Genomic DNA, 17557 nt, shown 5'->3' with positions numbered 1-17557 from the left:
ACGGCGATCTGGCCGGTTCGAGCAGGACTCGACTTCGACGGCGAGCCCGCAAAGACTTCCCGCCGAGCCGGGCGCGGGACGAACTCGCGTCGATCGGATCCCCCGACTCGCGCAGATCGGATCTCTCGGGTTCGGGTCGATCGGAGCTTTCGGGGTCGCGTTGGGGCCGGAGCTTCGGGTTCGCGTCGATCGGATCTCTCGGATACGCGTTGGTTGGGTCCCTCGGGTTCGCGTTGGCCGGTTCTCCCGGGCTCTCGCCGATCGCATCTCCGGGCACCCCGATCAGGATCTCCGGACACCGCGATCAGGCGTCTCCCAGCCCGCACCGACCGGGCACAACTGCAGCGACACGCCGTCGAAACGCCTGCTTTTGTGCCCAGTCGGCGGTCTCTTGGGTTAGAGCGCGGCTAGGGACCGGATGGTGGCTAGGGCGGCTTCGGCGGCTTCGCGGCCCTTGTCCTCCTTCGAGTCCGGGAGGCCGGCGCGGTCCAGGGCCTGCTGTTCGTCGTCGCAGGTGAGGACGCCGAAGCCGACCGGGACTCCGGTTCGGATGCTGACCTCGGTGAGGCCGACGGTGGCGGCCTGGCAGACGTAGTCGAAGTGCGGGGTGCCGCCGCGGATGACCACGCCGAGCGCGACCACGGCGTCGGCGCCGGCCGACGCGGCCCGGGCGGCGGCGACCGGGAGCTCGAACGAACCCGGGACCCGGATCAGTTCGACCGTGGCGCCGGAGGGTTCCAGGGTGCCGAGGGCACCGGCGATCAGGCCGTCCATCACGGTCGTGTGCCAGCTGGCTGCGACGACCACGATCCGGAGCCCGGTGCCGTCGGTGGTCAGGCTGGGTGCGCCTTCGCCGCTCATCGGTGCGATCCGCTCTCGGTCAACGTGGAGCCTTCCTTGATCATGATCTTGTCGTCCTCCAGGGTGCTGCCGAACCGGTGGCCGAGCCGGTCCCGCTTGGTGATCAGATAGTCGCGGTTGTGCGGGTCCAGCCCGACCTGCAGTGGTACGGCCTCGGTCACCGCGACGCCCGACGCCACGAGCGCGGTGATCTTGTCCGGATTGTTGGTCAGCAGCCGTACCTCCGCGACGCCGAGCGTGCGCAGGATCCGGCCCGCGGCACCGAAGTCCCGGGCGTCGGCGGGCAGGCCGAGCTCCAGGTTGGCGTCGACGGTGTCCCGGCCGTCGTCCTGCAGCCGGTAGGCGTTGATCTTGTCCAGCAGGCCGATCCCGCGGCCCTCGTGCCCGCGCAGGTAGACGATCAGGCCGCCCTCCGCCGCGGTGGCCCGGAGCGACGCCCGGAGCTGGGGGCCGCAGTCGCACCGCAGTGAACCGAAGGCGTCGCCGGTCAGGCACTCGGAGTGCACCCGGACCAGCGGGGTGCCGGTCGCCGGGGTGGCCGAGGTCAGCACGAGATGATCATCGCCGGTCGCCGGATCGCGGTACGCCTGCACGGCGAAGTCGCCGAACTCGGTCGGCAGCGTCGCCCGTTCGCTGGTGCCGAGCACGGCCTCCAGGTCCGGGATCTGATGATCATGCTCGCGGCGACAGGCGATCAGGTCGCTGATCGTGATCAAGGGCAGGTCGAACCGCTGGGCCAGCAGCTCACCGTCGGCGAGCCGGCTCATCTCGCCGTCCTCGTTGGCCAGCTCGGCGATCCCGGCGACCGTACCGGTGCCGGCCAGCCGGACCAGGTCGGTCGCCGCCTCGGTGTGCCCGGCCCGGGCCAGCACGCCACCGGGCACCGAACGCAACGGCAGTACGTGCCCCGGGCGGATCAGCGACTGGGGGACGGACTCCGGGTCGGCCAGCACCCGCAGGGTGCGGGTCCGGTCGGCGGCCGAGATCCCGGTGCTGATGCCGGTGGCGGCGTCCACGGTCACGGTGTACGCGGTGCGGCGCGGATCCTCCGAGTGCGGCACCATCAGCGGCAACCGCAGCGCGTCCGCGCGGGCCGAGGGCATCGGCGCGCAGACGAAGCCGGAGGAGTGCCGGATCGTCCAGTTCAGCCAGTGCGGGGTGACCCGGTCGGCCGCGACGATCACGTCGACCTCGTTCTCCCGGTCGGGGTTGTCGGCGACCAGCACCGGCAGGCCGTCGCGCAGCCCGGCCAGCGCCTCCTCGACGGAGTTGATCATGATCCCACCCGCTCGGTCTGCTGCAACAGGCGCTCGACGTACTTCGCGATGACGTCGACCTCGAGATTGACCGTGATCTCGGGCTGCAGCTTGCCCAGCGTCGTCACCTCGAGCGTGGTCGGGATCAACGAGACGCCGAACCAGTCGTCGCCGACCTCGGTCACGGTGAGCGAGACCCCGTCCACCGCGACGGATCCCTTCTCCGCAACGTAACGCGCGAGGTCGCGCGGCACCGTGATCACCACGTCGTCCCAGCGCGGGCCGGGGGTGCGGGACCGGATCGTACCGACGCCGTCGACATGCCCCTGCACGATGTGGCCGTCCAGCCGGCCGCCCGCCACGACCGCGCGTTCGAGGTTGAGTCCCTGCTCCGGCCGGACCCCGCCCAGCGTGCTGCGGCGCAAGGTCTCCGGCATCACGTCGACCGTGAATCCCCGGTTCGCCTCGTCGTCCAGGTGCAGTTCGATGACGGTCAGGCAGACGCCGTTGACGGCGACCGAGTCGCCCAGGTGAAGGCCGCCGAGGACCTGGTCGGCCCTGATCCGCAGCTGGGCCGCCCCGTCCAGTTCGAACAGGGCAACGGCGGCGCCCTGCTCCTCGATGATTCCGGTGAACATCCATCCCCTCCGGTGCTCCACGGCAGTCGGGATCCGGGGGATGGTCGAAACGCCGGCGCATGATCACGCCGACGCAGGACAGAGCCGCCGCAACCCGGAGCATCATCAACTCATGCCGGCGGGTATGCCGCGGCCCGCGTGCTGCCTCCCATCCGGACTTTCACCGTCGGTTCTGGAGTTTCACCAGATCAACCGTTCCAGCGAACTGGAGCGGGTCGCGGACTGTCACCGCCGGCTCGGAATTACACCGACCCCGGAGCACGTCGTGCCTTGCTTGTACGCCAAGTCTGGCACGGTTCTGCGCGATTCCGTACGGCGTCCGGCCTGTGAGCACGTCGATGTGACGAAGCGAACAGGCCTAACGAGCGGTGTCGACGATGATGGTGACCGGCCCGTCGTTCACGGACGAGACCGCCATCGAGGCGCCGAACCGGCCGGTCGCGACCTCCGCCCCGAGCCCGCGCAAGGCGGCCACGAACGAGTCCACCAGCGGCTCGCTGAGCTCGCGCGGCGCGGCGGCGCTCCAGGAGGGCCGCCGCCCCTTTCGTACGTCGGCGTAGAGCGTGAACTGGCTGACCACCAGGATCGGCGCGCCCTCCTGGGCGGCGGACCGCTCGTCGTGCAGGATCCGCAGATTCCAGATCTTGTCGGCCAGCCCGGCCGCCGTCGCCGCGGTGTCGTCGTGGGTCACCCCGACCAAGATCAACAAACCGGGCCGGTCGATGGCGCCGACCACCTCGCCGGCCACCTCGACCGCTGCCGAGGTCACCCGCTGCACCACCGCCCGCATCAGTGCCGGGTCTCTTCGACGATCCAGTCCAGGTAGGCGGGCAGGCCGGCCGAGATCGGCAGGAACACCAGCTCCGGCACGTCGTAGGAGTGGTGCTGTTCGATCCAGGCGATCACCGCGTCCTGCCGGTCCGCGGCGGTCTTGATCCACAGTTGCCATTCGCGCTCGGAGTGCAGTTCGCCCTGCCACCGGTAGACACTGCGCACCGGCCCGGCGACCTGGACGCACGCGGCCAGCCGGGCGGCGACCAGGCCGTCCGCGATCCGGCCGGCCTCCTCCTCGCTGTCCGTCGTCGTGACGGCCACCAGCTGATCGGTCATCGCACCATGATGCCCGACCGGTACTGTGCTGGGCAGCGGAGCGAAGGGAGCCGGACCATGGCACGTTCACTGGTCGTCAAGATCACCTGCGGTGCGGAAGCGGCGGAGCGGGCCAACCAGGGCTGGACGGTCGCGGCGATGGGGCTGGCCGCCGGGGCCGAGGTGACGGTCTGGCTGACCGGCGACGCGACCTGGTTCGCGGTGCCGGACCGGCAGCCGGATCTCGCGCTGCCGCACGCGGCCGACGTCGCCGAGCTGGTCGAGACGGTCCGGTCCGGCGGCACGGTGATCGTCTGCAGCCAGTGCGCGGCCCGCCGGGAACTGACCGAAGATCAACTTCTGCCCGGGGTACGGATCGCGGGCGCGGCCGTGTTCGTCGAGTCGGTGCTCGCCGACGGCGTCCAGGCCCTCGTCTACTGAGGGTTCTCCGCTCCGGCGAGGCCGAGGTCGCGGCCGAGCTGCTCGGCGGTGACGTCGCCGGGGCGGTGCCCGGTTCGGGCGGCGGCCCGGGCCAGCGCGGCGACCCGGGTGTTGATCGGCGCCGGAACCCCGTACTCGTTGGCGATCCGGACGATCTCGCCGTTCAGGTAGTCGGTCTCGACCGAGCCGGAGCCGCGGGCCAGTGACTGCCAGGTCGACCCGCCCAGCTGCTCCGGCTGACCGGGCACCGGCCGTACGGTGAACCCGCGGGCCCGGGTGGCGGCCTCCTCCTCGTCGGAGGTGACGGCGATCCCGGCGGCCGCGAGCACGGTCCGCGCCTCGGCGACGGCCGCCGCGACGAGCGCCCGGTGATCACCGGAGCCACCGTCCAGGGCCTGGAAGATGTTGCCGAGGTTGCTGATCAACTTGCGGTACTTCCACGGCATCACGTCATCCGGCAGCGGCACCACCAGCGCCGCGCTCTGCCAGTCCTGCTTCAGCTCCTCGAGCAGTGCATGATCATCCGGGCCGGCGGCGCGGGCGGGCATCCGGCCGACATGCAGGATCCCCGTGGGCGTCGCGCGCAGGATCACCTCGCCCGGCACCAGGTGGACGGCGGGCAGCCAGACACAGACCCCGTAGACCCGGCGGAAGTAGCGCAGCGCGATCCGCTCGCTGGACACCCCGTTGAGCGCGGTCAGCAGCGGAAGCAGTTCGCCGGCGGTGCCGAGCACCCGGCCGTCCGCCTGCACCGGCCGGTCCACCCACTCCGCCAGCGCGGCCTGCGCCTGGTGCGTCTTCGTGGACAGCACCAGCACGTCGTCCGGTGTCAGCTCCAGCTCGTCCGGCGCGCCGACGGCGGTCACCGGCACGGTGACGTCGGCGTCCGGGTCGCGCAGCCGCAGGCCAGTGGCACGGAGGGCGGCGAGATGATCACCGCGGGCCACCAGCACGGTCGGCAGTCCGGCCTGGATCAGCCGGCCGCCGATCGCCCCGCCGATGGCCCCGGCTCCAATGATGATGTAGCGACGCACGGTCGGAATTCTATTTCACCAGGCCGGACACCGGTTCCCCGGTGTTCCGGGGTACCCCCACTAGACTGCCGCCATGACGATCACCGCCGTCTTCGTGACGTTGTTGATCGGGGGATTCGCTGCCATCGGCCTTGCCGCGCTGGCGTACTTGACGTTGATCTTGATCAACAGTACGCGACCGCCGCAGACCGAGCCGGACCAGGATGTGATGGACACGGAGTTCATCGAATCCCCGACGGTGAAGATCGTCCGGCGGCAACAGACGGTCGAGTCACCGACGGTGAAGATCGTCAGACGACAACGGACCGACGACGGGAAATGATCAATGGCCTTTGAGATTCCGGACGGCTTGCACACCGACCTGTACGGGCTCGCCTGGATGATCGGACGCTGGGAGGGCCGCGGCAAGGGCAGCTATCCCGGCACCGAGGACTTCGACTTCGGACAGCAGATCGACTTCGCGCACAACGGCGGGAACTACCTGCACTATCTGTCCCAGACCTTCGAGGTCGGCGAGGACGGCCGTGCGGTCCGCCCGCTCGGGATGGAGACCGGCTTCTGGCGCCCGAAGCCGGACGGTGCGATCGAGGTCGTGCTCTGCCAGCCGGACGGCTACGCCGAGGTCTGGTACGGCAAGATCACCGGGGCCAAGATCGAACTCGCCACCGACGCGGTCGTGCGTACGGCGACGGCCGACGAGTACACGGCCGGTCAGCGCCTGTACGGCAACGTCGAGGGCGACCTGCTCTGGACGTTCGACAAGGCCGCCGGCGGGCACGACCTGCAGAACCACCTCTGGGCCCGGCTCCGCCGCGCCTAGGATCGCCGGCCGACGATGAGGATTCGACGGGGAGCCGTCGCCACGATCGCGCTGGGCCTCCTCGTCGCGCTGATCGGCTGTACGCCGTCCGGGCCGGCCGCCCAGCCGCCGACGACCGGGGACTCCGCTCCGCCCGAGGCGCCGCCGAAGGTCGAGCGGCCGAAGAACCTCGACATGGCCAAGGCCGACCCGTGCGAACTGGTCGACGGCCTGCCGCGGAAGACGTTCGGCCTGGACGACCGGAAGGGCCTCGCCGACGACGACTCCGCCGTCTTCCCCGGCAACCCGAGCTGCTTCACCCTCGGCTTCCGGACCAACCTCGGCCTGTCCGTCGTCACGGTCAGCACCGAGGGCGTGACGTCGTACATCGAGTCGGTCAACGTCTACCCGACTCCGGTGACCGTGAAGGGCTATCCCGCCTACGTGCTGGCGCCGGAGCGGCAGCCGGAGAACTGTTACGGCGTCGTCGACGTCAACGACGGCCAGCTGCTCTACCTCTCGTACGGCCTGAACATCCCGGACGAGGAGCCGATCACGCCGCAGCAGAAACTCTGCGAGCAGGTGCCGCAACTCGCGGAGGAACTGCTCGCCGGCCTCGGGGCCTAGTTAACAGTCATTGAATGTATGATTCATGTCATGACTGTTAGTCCGGATGGTCACCGGTTCTTCGGCCGACGCGAGGTGCTGAGCGTGCTGCGCCGCCACCTCCAGGATGTCGCGGTGAGCAGATCCGGGCGCCTCGTGGCGCTGCGGGGGCGGCGTCAGGTCGGGAAGTCGACGGTGGTCGAACGGTTCGTTCAGGCCGCGAAGACGCCGTACGTCTTCGTCACTGGAGTCTTCCAGGCTTCCATGATCAAGCAGTTGGATGACGCCACGATCGCGATCAATGAGTCCACCCGCCGACTGCCCGACGCGGAGTTGCTGACCCAGTCCGTCGCCGGATCGTGGCGGGAGTGGTTCGGTCGACTCGCGATAGCTGCGCGAGAAGGGCCTGTCATCGCGGTTCTCGACGAGTTCCCGTGGCTGACCGACGCCGATCCTGCCCTCGAGGGCGAACTTCAGGCGCAGTGGGACCGGACCTTGGCCAAGCTGCCCGTTCTGATGATCATCATCGGGTCCGATGTGGCGATGATGGACCGGTTGGCCAGTCACGGCCGGCCTCTGTTCGGCCGGCTTTCGCCCGTGGTCGTTCCCGCCCTGAATCCCGCTGAGATCGCCGAGGCGGTCCCAAGGCGCTCTGCGCTGGAGGTGTTCGACGCCTATCTGGTGACCGGTGGCTATCCGCGGTTGGTCACCGACCTCAGCCGTCATCCGGGAAGCGTCGCCGACTTCGTTCGGGACTCGCTCTCCGATGCCTACAGCGCCCTGGTCACTACGGCCCGATTGAGTCTCGACTCGGAGTTTCCCGAGCCGCAGTTCGCCTATCGGGTCCTGTCTGCGATCGGCGCCAGCGACAGTGCGAATCCGGGTTTCAAGGACGTGCTCGGGACGATCAGTGATGCCGACGAGCGTAAGCGTGCCGAGACCTCGACAACGCGCGCGTTGCGGACTCTCACCGAAGTGAAGGGCCTGATCGAGCGCGAACTACCGGCCTGGGCCCCCGCCTCGTCGAAGATCCGGCGCTACCGCGTCACCGATCCGTACCTGCGGTTCTGGTTCCGCTACGTCGAGCGCAACGTCGATCGCATCTCCCGAGGCCGGGCCGACCTCGCCGTCGACGCCTTCGCCCGCGACTGGGAAGGGTGGCGCGGGCAGAGCATCGAGCCGGTGGTCCGGGACGCCATGTTGCGGTTGGCCCGCACGGACGACAACCTCGACGGGGTCGATTCGGTGCTGCCTTGGTGGGTGCGGGACAACAGCGTGGAGGTCGATGTTGTTGCGGCCACGGCGAAGCGAACCGCGCTGGTCGGGACCATCAAGTGGCGTGCCCGGGGCGGCGTGACCGCATCCGAACTCGAACAGCTCAGACAACACCGCGATCGGGTGCCGCACAGCGACACGGCCTTGCTGGGCGCGATCAGTCCCAGCGGTCGATCACCGAAGGGCGCCGATGTCGCCTACTCGGCGGCGGATCTGCTCGCGGCCTGGGAATGATCAATAGAAAGCCGGGTAGAGCGGCCAGGGTCCCGCGGCTTCCGGCCACCGCCGGACCATCGCCTCGGCCAGGTCCCCGAACCAGGCGGCCAGGCCGGTCAGGTGACCGGTGGGTTCGGCCAGCCGGAGGAAGACCTCGATCTGCTGCCGGAGCTGGCCGCGGCGCCGACGGCGGTCCTGGGCCGACTGGTCCGGGTCGGCGAGCCTGGCCAACCGCAGGGTCCGGCCGATCAGGACGATCGCGGCGCCGTCGGTGAGGACCGCGTCGTCGAGGAGTACCCCGCGGCTGTAGTCCTGCCACGCCTCCCGGTACGCAGCGTCGGCGGCGGTGATCACCTCCGCAGGCAGGACTCCCCAAGGGTTGCTGTGGTGCGGAAAGGGATAGAGCAGGAAGCAGGCGTCGATCCCGGGCCGGTCGAACCGGGAACACTCGAAGTCGATCAGCCGGACGCCGGCGTCGGTGATCACGACGTTGGTCGGATTGAGGTCTGCGTGGACGAGCACGTCGGCGCGGCTCGGCTCGCGGTTGCGGCGCAGCAGGGCTTCGACGTCCGGCCGGGCCGGTCGGGCCGACGGCAGTTCCAGGTCGGCACAGGTTCGTTCGAGTTCGTACCAGCGGTCGATTCCGTACCGGTACGTCAGTCCCGCCGACTCCGGCCCGTCCGCGGGCTGATCATCGGGACCCAGCCCCAGGGTTCCGCCGTGCAGCCGTCCCAGCGCGGTGCCGAACTCGATCATCGCCGCCCGCGCCGCCGCGGCATCGGAGCCGAGCAGCAGGTCCTGCAGCGTCGGCCAGTCGCCGAGGTCGGACTGGATCGTCAGGTCCGCCGTCGGATCGACGTACAGCAGCCGTGCGGCGACCCCGCTGAAGCCGGCGTAACCCAGCCCGCTCGCCTCGCGGCGGAGGTAGGCCGGGCCGCCATGCCCGGAGCCGTCCACCCGGCGCGTCTTGACCACGACCGAGTCGCCGATGCCCGGCAGCTCGCGGTCCAGGGTCAGCCGGGTCACCGGAGCCCAGTCGTGGCCGAGGTGCTGTTCGGCGACGATCGCGACCGGGCTGCCCTCGGCCAGGCCGCGCAGCGCGGCCAACGCGGCGGCTCGGCGAGCCGGGGTGAGCGGATGGACCGACATCGCGCCAACGCTACCGGGACCGACCGGTGATCAAGATCGCGAACGGGGTACGGATCGGGGGACATAGGCTGAGGACGTGAGTGTGCAGGTGACGGAAGGCATCGACCAGGGCGCGGTCTGGCATTACGGCGACCCGATGCGGGAACAGCGGCGGCTGGAGGAGGGGACCGCGCTGGTCGATCTGTCGCACCGCGACGTGATCACGATCACCGGTCCGGACCGGCTGACCTGGCTGCACTCGCTGACCACCCAGCACCTCGAACAACTGCAGCCGGGGGTCGGCACCACGACGCTGGTGCTGGATCCGCAGGGCCATCTCGAGCACGCCCTGTACGGGGTCGACGACGGGACCACGTTCTGGGCGCACACGGAGCCCGGCGCGGGCGCGGCGGCGGCCGGCTGGCTGGACCGGATGCGCTTCATGATGCGGGTCGAGGTGGCCGACCGGTCGGCCGAGCTCGGCCTGGTCTGGGCGCCCGAGACGCTGGGCCTGCCCGAGGACGAGGTCCTGGCGACCAGGGCGGGCGAGGACTCGCTCGGCGGCCGGGAACTCTTCCTGCCGCGGGACCGGGTGGCCGGCCTGCTGGCGGGCCGTGAGTTGGCCGGGACCTGGGCGTACGAGGCGCGCCGGATCGCCGCCGGGGTGCCGCGGCTGGGCCCGGACACCGACGAGCGGGCGATCCCCAACGAGCTGGGTCTGCTCGGCGTCGCCGTACACCTGGACAAGGGGTGTTATCGCGGTCAGGAGACGGTGGCCCGGATCCACACGCTGGGCCGGCCGCCGCGCCGGCTGGTGCTGCTGCACCTGGACGGCAGCGTCGACGCGCTGCCCGAACCCGGTGCGGCGCTGCAGGCGGGCGGCCGGGCGGTCGGGTTCGCCGGCAGTTCGGCCCGCCACTACGAGCTGGGCCCGATCGCGCTCGGCCTGGTCAAGCGCAACGTGCCGACCGATGCCGAGCTGACCGTCGCGGGCGAGGTCGAGATCGCCGCCGCCCAGGAGCCGCTGGTCGATCCGGAGGTCGGCCTGCACGTCCGCGCCCGGCTCCGCTGATCCTTCGACGGGCTCAGGACACGGCTACTCTCGCCTGGTGAGAGATCCGGTTCTGGTCGAGGTGGTCCGCGGCGGGTTCACCGAGAGCGTGCACCACGGCCGCGTCGCGATCACCGGACCGGACGGTTCGCTGACCGCCTCCCTCGGTGACGCGGGCAGCGTGTTCTTCCCGCGCAGCTCGGTCAAGCCGCTGCAGGCGGTCGGCATGATGCGGCTGGGGCTCGACCTGCCGCCCGAACTGCTGGCCCTGGTCTGTGCGTCGCACACCGGCGAGCCCTTCCACGTCGCGGCGGTACGAGAACTGCTCGCCAGGGCCGGTCAGACCGAGGCGGCGCTGCAGACGCCACCGGACTGGCCGATCGACGACGACGCGCGGCTGACCGTCCAGCAGGCCGGCGGAAAGCCGCAGTCGATCACCATGAACTGCTCCGGCAAGCACGCCGGAATGATCATGACGGCCTCGGTCAACGGCTGGCCGGTGGACAGCTACCTGGACCCGGAACACCCTGTCCAGCAAGGGATCTTGGCCGCGATCGCCGACCTGACCGGTGACCGGCCGGACCCGGTCGCCGTGGACGGCTGCGGTGCTCCGCTGGTCGGCATGACCCTGACCGGCCTGGCCCGGGCGTTCGGCCGGCTCGGTGCCGCGACCGGAACCTCGGCGGAGGCCAGGGTGGCGGCCGCGATCCGTACCCATCCGGAACGGGTGTCCGGCACCCACCGCGACGAACGGGCGCTGCTCCGGGCGGTGCCCGGGCTGGTCGCCAAGAGCGGCGCCGAGGCCGTCTACGCGGCCGGGCTGCCGGACGGCCGCGGGATCGCGCTGAAGATCGACGACGGCTCGACCCGGGCCCGGCCGGTGCTGATGGCCGCGCTGCTGCTCCGGCTCGGCTTCGACCACGAGACCGTACGGCAGCAGGCCCGGCCGCCGGTGCTCGGTCGCGGGGAGCCCGTCGGCGAGCTGCGCGCGGCGCTACCGTCCGACTGGTGAGCCGCAGGGTGAACCACTCGTTACGCTTTACGCCGTGACTGACTCCGAACCAGCCCGGACGGACCCCGCCGGCCACCCTCCGCAGGTCGACTTCACCGGCTATGCGGCGGTTCTGTTCGACCTGGACGGCGTGCTGACGCCGACCGCTGAGGTGCACATGCGCGCCTGGCAGCGGATGTTCAGCGAGTTCCTGGCCGCCCGGGGCGTCGCGGAGCCGTACACGGACAACGACTACTTCGACTACGTCGACGGCAAGCCCCGCTACGAGGGTGTCCGGTCGTTCCTGCGCTCGCGCGGCATCGACCTGCCGGACGGCAGCCCGGACGACCCGGCCGACGCCGAGACGGTGTGCGGGCTGGGCAACCGGAAGAACGACCTGTTCGCCGCGGTGCTGGCCACCGACGGCGTGCAGCCGTACCCCGGTTCGGTGGACCTGCTGGACCAGCTTCGGGACGCCGGGCCGCAGCTGGCGGTGGTCTCGTCCTCGAAGAACGCGCCCGCCGTCCTGGCCGCGGCCGGCCTGGCCGAGCGGTTCGGTCTGGTCGTCGACGGCGTCGTCGCGGCGGACGAGGAACTGGCCGGGAAGCCGGCGCCCGACACGTTTGAATTCGCGGCGCGTCGGCTGGGCGCACCGGTCAATCGCAGTATCGTGATCGAAGACGCCATCTCGGGCGTCCAGGCCGGATGCGCTGGGGGATTCGGACTCGTAATCGGGGTTGACCGCGGTGTCGGTCCGGAGCGTCTCCATGCCGCCGGAGCAGACCTCGTGGTCGCTGACCTGGCGGAGTTAATCAAGGAATGATCAAGCAATTCACGGAGTCCGATCCGATGGACCGGACTCGCTTCGGCCTGGACGAGTGGGAGCTCAGCGAGAACTCCTACAGCGCCCATGATCTCGGCCTGACCGAGACCTTGTTCGCCGTGGGGAACGGCTATCTCGGCATGCGCGGCAACGTCGAGGAGGGCCGCGACGCGCATGCGCACGGGACCTTCATCAACGGCTTCCACGAGACCTGGCCGATCCGGCACGCCGAGGAGGCGTTCGGCTTCGCGCGGGTCGGGCAGACGATCGTCAATGTGCCCGACAACAAGGTGATGAAGCTGTACGTCGACGACGAGCCGCTGCTCTTGTCGGTGGCCGATCTCGAGCACTACCAGCGGACGCTGAGCTTCCGGGACGGCGTGCTGCGGCGCAGCGTGATCTGGCGTACCCCGGCGGGGAAGCGGGTCCGGGTCGAGTCGACCCGGATGGTCTCGTTCACCCAGCGGCACCTGGCGATCATGACCATCGAGGTCACGATGCTGGACGACGCGGCTCCGGTGGTGATCTCCTCGCAGATCCTGAACCGCCAGGACGGCAAGGACGAGTACCACGTCCGAGCCGCCGCGATGGGCGAGGGCGTCGACCCGCGGAAGGCCTCCGGGTTCGAGTCCCGGGTGCTGCTGCCGGAGGCGCACTGGTGCGGCGATCGCCGGATCACCCTCGGCTACCGGTCCGCGAACTCGCAGATGACGCTCGCGGTCGGCACCGACCACGAGATCGAGACGGCCTGCGAGCACACCGAACTGATCCACGCCGACGAGGACACCGGGAAGATGGTGTTCCGGATCGACGCGGAGCCCGGCGTCCCGATCAAGATCACCAAGGTCGTCGCGTACCACACCTCGCGCGGGGTGCCGGTCCGCGAGCTGGTGGACCGCTGCCGGCGCACGCTGGACCGGGTCAAGGAGCACGGCGTCGAGCTGCAGCTGAGTGATCAGCGGGCCTGGCTGGACGAGTTCTGGAAGCGTTCCGACGTGGAGATCCCGGGCTTCCCGGCGGTGCAGCAGGCGGTCCGCTGGAACCTGTTCCAGATCGCCCAGGCGACCGCGCGGTCGGAGCAGTCCGGCGTCCCGGCGAAGGGCGTGACCGGCTCCGGCTACGGCGGTCACTACTTCTGGGACACCGAGATCTACGTGATGCCGTTCCTCACGTACACCACGCCGTGGGCGGCCCGGAGCAATCTCCGGTTCCGCTACAACATGCTGGACGCGGCCCGGCGCCGGTCGGCCGAGCTGGCCCAGCGCGGCGCGCTGTACCCGTGGCGGACGATCAACGGCGAGGAGGCCTCGGCCTACTACGCCGCCGGCACGGCGCAGTACCACATCGACGCCGACATCGCGTTCGCCCTGTGCAAGTACGTGGCGGCGAGCGGCGACGAGGACTACCTGCGCCGGGAGGGCGTGGACATCCTGGTGGAGACCGCTCGGATGTTCGCCGACCTCGGGTTCTGGCGGGAGGATGGCTTCCGGACCTTCCACATCCACGGGGTGACCGGTCCGGACGAGTACACCACGGTGGTCAACGACAACCTGTTCACCAACGTGATGGCCCGGTTCAACCTGCGCAAGGCCGCCGAGGCGGTACGGCAGCTGGCCGCCACCGACGAGCTGGCGTACCAGCGGCTGGTGTTGCGCTGCGGCCTGAAGCCGGAGGAGCCGGACGAGTGGGAGGAAGCCGCCACCGCGATGGCGATCCCCTACGACCCGGTGATCGGGATCCATCCGCAGGACGCGCATTTCCTTGATCGCGAAGTGTGGGACCTGGCGAACACGCCGCAGGACAAGCGGCCGCTGCTGCTGCACTACCACCCGTTGGTGATCTACCGGTTCCAGGTGCTGAAGCAGGCCGACGTCGTGCTGGCGCTGTTCCTGCAGGGTGATCATTTCACTCTTGATCAGAAGCGGGCCGACTTCGACTACTACGACCCGATCACCACCGGCGACTCGACGCTGTCCGGGGTCGTGCAGTCGATCATCGCGGCCGAGGTCGGCTATCACGAACTGGCGCTGAAGTACTTCCAGAGCTCACTGTTCGTCGATCTCGCCGACCTGCACGGCAACACCACCGACGGCGTGCACGTCGCCTCCACCGGTGGTGTCTGGGCCGCCCTGGTGTACGGCTTCGGCGGCATGCGCGACTACAACGGCACGATCACCTTCGACCCGCGGCTGCCGGACGGCTGGCCGTCGCTGACCTTCCGGGTCACCATCCGTGGCACCCGGCTGCGGGTCGACCTGGAGCACACCAGGATGACCTTCACGGTCGAGGACGGCGGCAGTGCCGCGGTCGTGGTCCGTGGTCAGGACGTGCTGGTCGACGAGGCCGGCCCGGTCACCGTCGCCCTGGACGGCCAGGGCCCGCGACTGACCGACGTACCGCGGCTGCGGACCGGCGAGAAGCGCCCGGACGGCACCTTGATCACCGCCACCGTCCCGGCCGCCACCACCGCCTGATCAACGGGAGCGGTGTGGTTTCCGACTAGTCCCGGTAGGGCGCCGATTTGCGCCCTACCGTTGGCTCATGGAGGAGTGGTTCGAAGCCCGGGTGCTGCCATCCACGACGCCGCCCCGTAGGTCGGGCTGGGTCTCGCTCGCCCTGGAGATCCTGGCACCGACCGATGTCTGGGCGCTGGACAACCTGGATCGCTTCATCTGGACCCTGGGGATCGCCCGCCAGTTGGAATCGCTGGCTGTCCTCGGCTGCTGGGTGATCAGCCCGACCCGGTTCGCCGCGGTCTTCCGGAGCGCGGAGCTGGGCACGTTCGGGATCGTTGTTGATCAAGATCCGGAAGGCGACGCGGGCCGGGCGGCGGCGGACCGACTCGTTGCCCTGTCGTCCGCGGAGCTGGCTGCATGGCGCGATCGAGGCTGGGTCAAGGACGGCGTGGTCTGGGACCGTGACCCGGCCGCGCTGGTCACGCCGTGGCAGGAACGGCCGCCCGAACCCGGAGATCCCCTGCGCAGCCCGGACGGTGATCACTCCTGGAGCAGACAGCCGCCCTCGACCGACCCCGACCCGGTCGAAGCGGCCATCAACGATCTGCAGCGGCGGGTGGTCCACGACATGTGGTCGAGCACCGCGCTGACGCTCCTGATCACGTACCCAACCGGTTACCGCCGGTCGGCGCTTCGCCTGTCGGCTGCCTGGTTGTGCGCACCGGACAGCTTCGCCTATGTCGAAACCCATCTCTGGCCGCGCGGACCCGGCCGCTTCCAGGACCCCGTGTTGCTCGAGAGCCTGAGGCTCCCCGGCCAGCGGTTCCTGCGCTTCGGCGAGTACATCTCCCCACGGACGAGCCCGGCGCAGTCAGCCCTGATCTGCGCCCGACATGCCGAAATGGAACTCGACGGGATCGCCTACCCGCGCGGCGTGGATCAGTACCGGACGCTCCGTGACGGAATCCTGTGGGACGAACGGATCCCGCCGGTGACCTACCGGACCGACCGCGACGCCGCGAGTCGCATGGCGGCAGTTCTGCACGCTGCGCTGGACGCGACCTAGTCCGACTGTCGTCAGACCTCTTCAACGCGACCGGTTCAACGTTGGAATGGCCTCCAGCGCGTCAGCTCGAGCGCTTTCGCGACATCGAGCCGACGCGACGGGTCAGTTCTGCGGACCGTCGGTGTCCAGTGCCTCCGGGTCCTTGAGGTAGGTCTTGCGGCCGTAGATCGCGCGGTTGAAGAACCAGGTGATCGCCCAGAGCACGACGCCGATCGCCAGCAGGATGCCGCCGATCACGTACTGGAACGAGGCCCGGCCGGTCCAGGGTCCGACCAGGAAGGCGCAGCACACGGCGCCGATGATCGGCAGTACGGTCGGGGCCACGAAGTGCTTGTGCGGTTGGGGATCCTTGCGCAGCACCAGGCAGGCGATGTTGACGATCGTGAAGACCGCGAGCAGCAGCAGCGCCGTGGTGCCGCCGAGGTCGCTGATCTGGCCGACGAACGTGATCAGGCCGACCGCGATCGCGGTGGTCACCAGGATCGACACCCAGGGGGTCCGGCGGCCGGGCAGCACCCGGCCGAAGATCGGCGGCAGCACCCGCTGGTTGGCCATGCCGTAGAGCAGCCGGCTGGCCATCATCATGTTGATCAAGGCCGAGTTGGCGACGGCGGTCATGCTGATCAACGGGAAGATCGAGTTGAAGAACGGGCCGGCGCCGCCCTGGTCGACCACCAGCAGCAGCGGTGTCGAGGAGGCGGCCAGCTCGCCGACCGGAACGATCGCCACCGCGCAGATCGACACCAGCAGGTAGATCACGCCGGTGATCGTCAGGCCGGTGAGCAGGATCTTCGGGAAGATCCGGGACGGGTCCTTGGTCTCCTCGGCCATGTTGACCGAGTCCTCGAAGCCGACCATCGCGAAGAAGGCGAGCGTGGTGCCGGCCGTGACGGCCAGGAAGACGCCCTTGTCCTTCGGGTCGTCGAACAGGACCACCTGGGAGAAGTCCGCCTTGCCCTGGGTCAGCGCGAAGAGCCCGACGAAGATCACGATCAGCAGGCCGGTCAGCTCGACACAGGTCAGCACGACGTTGGTCCAGACGCCTTCGGCGACGCCGCGCAGGTTGATCAACAGGACCAGCGCGATGAAGCAGATCGCCAGCACGGTGATCAGTCCGTCGCTGACCTCGACCTCCTCAAGACTCATCGCTCCGCGGACCACGTTGATCGTCGCCTCGAAGTTCGCGGCGAACGCGCGGGCGGCCGTCGAGGCCGAGGTGATGCCGGAACACATCACCGTGAACGCGACTAGGAAGGTCACGAAGTGCACCCCGAACGCCTTGTGCGTGTAGAGCGCCGCACCGGCCGCCTGGGGATACTTGGTGACCAGTTCCAGGTACGAGAACGCGGTGATCGTGGCGACCAGGAAGGCGACCAGGAACGGCGCCCAGACCAGGCCGCCGACCTCCTTGGCCACGTTGCCGGTCACCGCATAGATGCCGGTGCCCAGGATGTCGCCGACGATGAACAGCAGGAGGAGCTTCGGCCCGAGCACACGTTTCAGCTCGGGTTGACCCCCCGGGGTCTCGGTTTGCGCGGTCGGTTCAGCCATCTCGCTCGCTCCTCCACAGAAATTCGCCCCTGAACGTGCCCTAACTCTGGCCGATCGGCTGCCCGGGGCACAAGAGACCGCGCCGTAGCAGGCGGGTGCCGGGGCCCCGGGAGTGGGGTGCTCTTCAGGTGGTGGAGCGGCGGTCGGGGCATCGTCGGCGATGCCCGGGAACGGGCCACTGAGGTGATCAGAAGAGTCCGAAAACGCTGACCGCCAGCCCGATGATCACAAGGACCAGGATGACGATCAGGAGAGTGCGTACGGTGGTATCCATGA

At 69.7% G+C, this 17557-nt stretch carries 18 protein-coding genes and 1 riboswitch; of the genes, 10 read left to right on the top strand and 8 right to left on the bottom strand.

The window, feature by feature from the left end:
• Positions 1-396: 396 nt before the first annotated feature.
• The 5 genes from ribH to cutA all read right to left on the bottom strand — a co-directional run bounded on the left by ribH (position 397) and on the right by cutA (position 3865).
• A complete protein-coding gene (gene ribH, locus ACFQU4_RS29705; RefSeq protein ID WP_377499099.1) occupies positions 397-861 on the bottom strand; it encodes a 6,7-dimethyl-8-ribityllumazine synthase in 465 nt (154 codons plus the stop codon).
• Entirely contained in the window at positions 858-2138 is a 1281-nt protein-coding gene (gene ribA, locus ACFQU4_RS29700) for a GTP cyclohydrolase II (RefSeq protein WP_377499097.1), read from the bottom strand. Before ribA ends, ribH begins: the two co-directional genes overlap by 4 nt.
• Entirely contained in the window at positions 2135-2755 is a 621-nt protein-coding gene (locus ACFQU4_RS29695; protein ID WP_377499095.1) for a riboflavin synthase, read from the bottom strand. The genes ribA and ACFQU4_RS29695 overlap by 4 nt, the downstream gene beginning before the upstream one ends.
• 135 nt (positions 2756-2890) lie before the next feature.
• Positions 2891-3020, bottom strand: a riboswitch (FMN riboswitch).
• Positions 3021-3113: 93 nt separating this feature from the next.
• The gene (gene dtd, locus ACFQU4_RS29690) at positions 3114-3545 is read right to left on the bottom strand and encodes a D-aminoacyl-tRNA deacylase (protein WP_377499093.1); all 432 of its coding nucleotides are present in this window, start codon (positions 3543-3545) and stop codon (positions 3114-3116) included.
• On the bottom strand, positions 3545-3865 hold the full coding sequence (gene cutA, locus ACFQU4_RS29685; protein ID WP_377499091.1) for a divalent-cation tolerance protein CutA: 321 nt from the start codon (positions 3863-3865) through the stop codon (positions 3545-3547). The genes dtd and cutA overlap by 1 nt, the downstream gene beginning before the upstream one ends.
• A gap of 57 nt (positions 3866-3922) precedes the next feature.
• On the opposite strand from cutA, the gene ACFQU4_RS29680 reads away from it, so the two are divergent.
• Positions 3923-4285, top strand: a complete 363-nt coding sequence (locus ACFQU4_RS29680; protein WP_377499089.1) for a DsrE family protein — start codon at positions 3923-3925, stop codon at positions 4283-4285.
• Here ACFQU4_RS29680 and ACFQU4_RS29675 read toward each other — a convergent pair.
• Complete coding sequence (locus ACFQU4_RS29675) at positions 4279-5319, bottom strand: ketopantoate reductase family protein (RefSeq protein WP_377499087.1); 1041 nt, start codon at positions 5317-5319, stop codon at positions 4279-4281. The genes ACFQU4_RS29680 and ACFQU4_RS29675 overlap by 7 nt on opposite strands.
• A 73-nt stretch (positions 5320-5392) precedes the next feature.
• Between ACFQU4_RS29675 and ACFQU4_RS29670 the strand changes: the two genes are divergently transcribed.
• Genes ACFQU4_RS29670 through ACFQU4_RS29655 form a run of 4 tightly spaced genes read left to right on the top strand, consistent with a single transcriptional unit; the run spans position 5393 to position 8233 of the window.
• Positions 5393-5641, top strand: coding sequence for a hypothetical protein (locus tag ACFQU4_RS29670; protein ID WP_377499085.1), 249 nt, complete (start codon positions 5393-5395; stop codon positions 5639-5641).
• Between the two features lie 3 nt (positions 5642-5644).
• A complete protein-coding gene (locus ACFQU4_RS29665; protein WP_377499083.1) occupies positions 5645-6139 on the top strand; it encodes an FABP family protein in 495 nt (164 codons plus the stop codon).
• Between the two features lie 15 nt (positions 6140-6154).
• Positions 6155-6745, top strand: coding sequence for a DUF3558 domain-containing protein (locus tag ACFQU4_RS29660; RefSeq protein ID WP_377499081.1), 591 nt, complete (start codon positions 6155-6157; stop codon positions 6743-6745).
• 30 nt (positions 6746-6775) lie between these two features.
• The gene (locus ACFQU4_RS29655) at positions 6776-8233 is read left to right on the top strand and encodes an ATP-binding protein (protein WP_377499079.1); all 1458 of its coding nucleotides are present in this window, start codon (positions 6776-6778) and stop codon (positions 8231-8233) included.
• Here the strand turns inward: ACFQU4_RS29655 and ACFQU4_RS29650 are convergent, their stop codons facing one another.
• The gene (locus ACFQU4_RS29650) at positions 8234-9364 is read right to left on the bottom strand and encodes a phosphotransferase (RefSeq protein ID WP_377499077.1); all 1131 of its coding nucleotides are present in this window, start codon (positions 9362-9364) and stop codon (positions 8234-8236) included. It abuts the gene before it with no gap.
• Positions 9365-9440: 76 nt separating this feature from the next.
• Here ACFQU4_RS29650 and ACFQU4_RS29645 point away from each other — a divergent pair, with 76 nt between their 5' ends.
• The 5 genes from ACFQU4_RS29645 to ACFQU4_RS29625 all read left to right on the top strand — a co-directional run bounded on the left by ACFQU4_RS29645 (position 9441) and on the right by ACFQU4_RS29625 (position 15730).
• Positions 9441-10415 carry a YgfZ/GcvT domain-containing protein gene (locus ACFQU4_RS29645; protein ID WP_377499075.1) on the top strand — a complete coding sequence of 325 codons (975 nt, stop codon included), beginning with the start codon at positions 9441-9443 and terminating at the stop codon, positions 10413-10415.
• A gap of 37 nt (positions 10416-10452) precedes the next feature.
• Positions 10453-11406, top strand: a complete 954-nt coding sequence (locus ACFQU4_RS29640) for an asparaginase (protein WP_377499073.1) — start codon at positions 10453-10455, stop codon at positions 11404-11406.
• Between the two features lie 112 nt (positions 11407-11518).
• Positions 11519-12208, top strand: a complete 690-nt coding sequence (locus tag ACFQU4_RS29635; RefSeq protein WP_377499344.1) for an HAD family hydrolase — start codon at positions 11519-11521, stop codon at positions 12206-12208.
• Positions 12205-14682 (top strand): glycoside hydrolase family 65 protein, encoded by a 2478-nt coding sequence (locus ACFQU4_RS29630; RefSeq protein WP_377499071.1) that lies wholly within the window; start codon positions 12205-12207, stop codon positions 14680-14682. The genes ACFQU4_RS29635 and ACFQU4_RS29630 overlap by 4 nt, the downstream gene beginning before the upstream one ends.
• A gap of 67 nt (positions 14683-14749) precedes the next feature.
• Positions 14750-15730, top strand: a complete 981-nt coding sequence (locus ACFQU4_RS29625; protein WP_377499069.1) for a hypothetical protein — start codon at positions 14750-14752, stop codon at positions 15728-15730.
• Between the two features lie 102 nt (positions 15731-15832).
• On the opposite strand, the gene ACFQU4_RS29620 is transcribed toward ACFQU4_RS29625, so the two are convergent.
• The gene (locus tag ACFQU4_RS29620) at positions 15833-17281 is read right to left on the bottom strand and encodes an APC family permease (RefSeq protein ID WP_377499066.1); all 1449 of its coding nucleotides are present in this window, start codon (positions 17279-17281) and stop codon (positions 15833-15835) included.
• Positions 17282-17557 lie beyond the last annotated feature (276 nt).

The organism is Microlunatus sp. GCM10028923, assembly GCF_042666975.1.
In the GTDB taxonomy this organism is placed as follows: domain Bacteria; phylum Actinomycetota; class Actinomycetes; order Propionibacteriales; family Propionibacteriaceae; genus Microlunatus.
The sequence above is the reverse complement of the archived record's forward strand: the minus strand, read 5'-3'. Positions and strand labels throughout refer to the sequence as shown.

What these genes read in the sequence shown, in the direction of transcription:
- ACFQU4_RS29625 (WP_377499069.1), top strand. Translation starts at nt 14,750, where the DNA reads ATGGAGGAGTGGTTCGAAGCCCGGGTGCTGCCATCCACGACGCCGCCC.
- ACFQU4_RS29630 (WP_377499071.1), top strand. Translation starts at nt 12,205, where the DNA reads ATGATCAAGCAATTCACGGAGTCCGATCCGATGGACCGGACTCGCTTC.
- ACFQU4_RS29650 (WP_377499077.1), bottom strand. Translation starts at nt 9,364, where the DNA reads ATGTCGGTCCATCCGCTCACCCCGGCTCGCCGAGCCGCCGCGTTGGCC.
- ribH (WP_377499099.1), bottom strand. Translation starts at nt 861, where the DNA reads ATGAGCGGCGAAGGCGCACCCAGCCTGACCACCGACGGCACCGGGCTC.
- cutA (WP_377499091.1), bottom strand. Translation starts at nt 3,865, where the DNA reads ATGACCGATCAGCTGGTGGCCGTCACGACGACGGACAGCGAGGAGGAG.
- dtd (WP_377499093.1), bottom strand. Translation starts at nt 3,545, where the DNA reads ATGCGGGCGGTGGTGCAGCGGGTGACCTCGGCAGCGGTCGAGGTGGCC.
- ACFQU4_RS29670 (WP_377499085.1), top strand. Translation starts at nt 5,393, where the DNA reads ATGACGATCACCGCCGTCTTCGTGACGTTGTTGATCGGGGGATTCGCT.
- ACFQU4_RS29680 (WP_377499089.1), top strand. Translation starts at nt 3,923, where the DNA reads ATGGCACGTTCACTGGTCGTCAAGATCACCTGCGGTGCGGAAGCGGCG.
- ACFQU4_RS29620 (WP_377499066.1), bottom strand. Translation starts at nt 17,281, where the DNA reads ATGGCTGAACCGACCGCGCAAACCGAGACCCCGGGGGGTCAACCCGAG.
- ribA (WP_377499097.1), bottom strand. Translation starts at nt 2,138, where the DNA reads ATGATCAACTCCGTCGAGGAGGCGCTGGCCGGGCTGCGCGACGGCCTG.
- ACFQU4_RS29660 (WP_377499081.1), top strand. Translation starts at nt 6,155, where the DNA reads ATGAGGATTCGACGGGGAGCCGTCGCCACGATCGCGCTGGGCCTCCTC.
- ACFQU4_RS29665 (WP_377499083.1), top strand. Translation starts at nt 5,645, where the DNA reads ATGGCCTTTGAGATTCCGGACGGCTTGCACACCGACCTGTACGGGCTC.
- ACFQU4_RS29695 (WP_377499095.1), bottom strand. Translation starts at nt 2,755, where the DNA reads ATGTTCACCGGAATCATCGAGGAGCAGGGCGCCGCCGTTGCCCTGTTC.
- ACFQU4_RS29655 (WP_377499079.1), top strand. Translation starts at nt 6,776, where the DNA reads ATGACTGTTAGTCCGGATGGTCACCGGTTCTTCGGCCGACGCGAGGTG.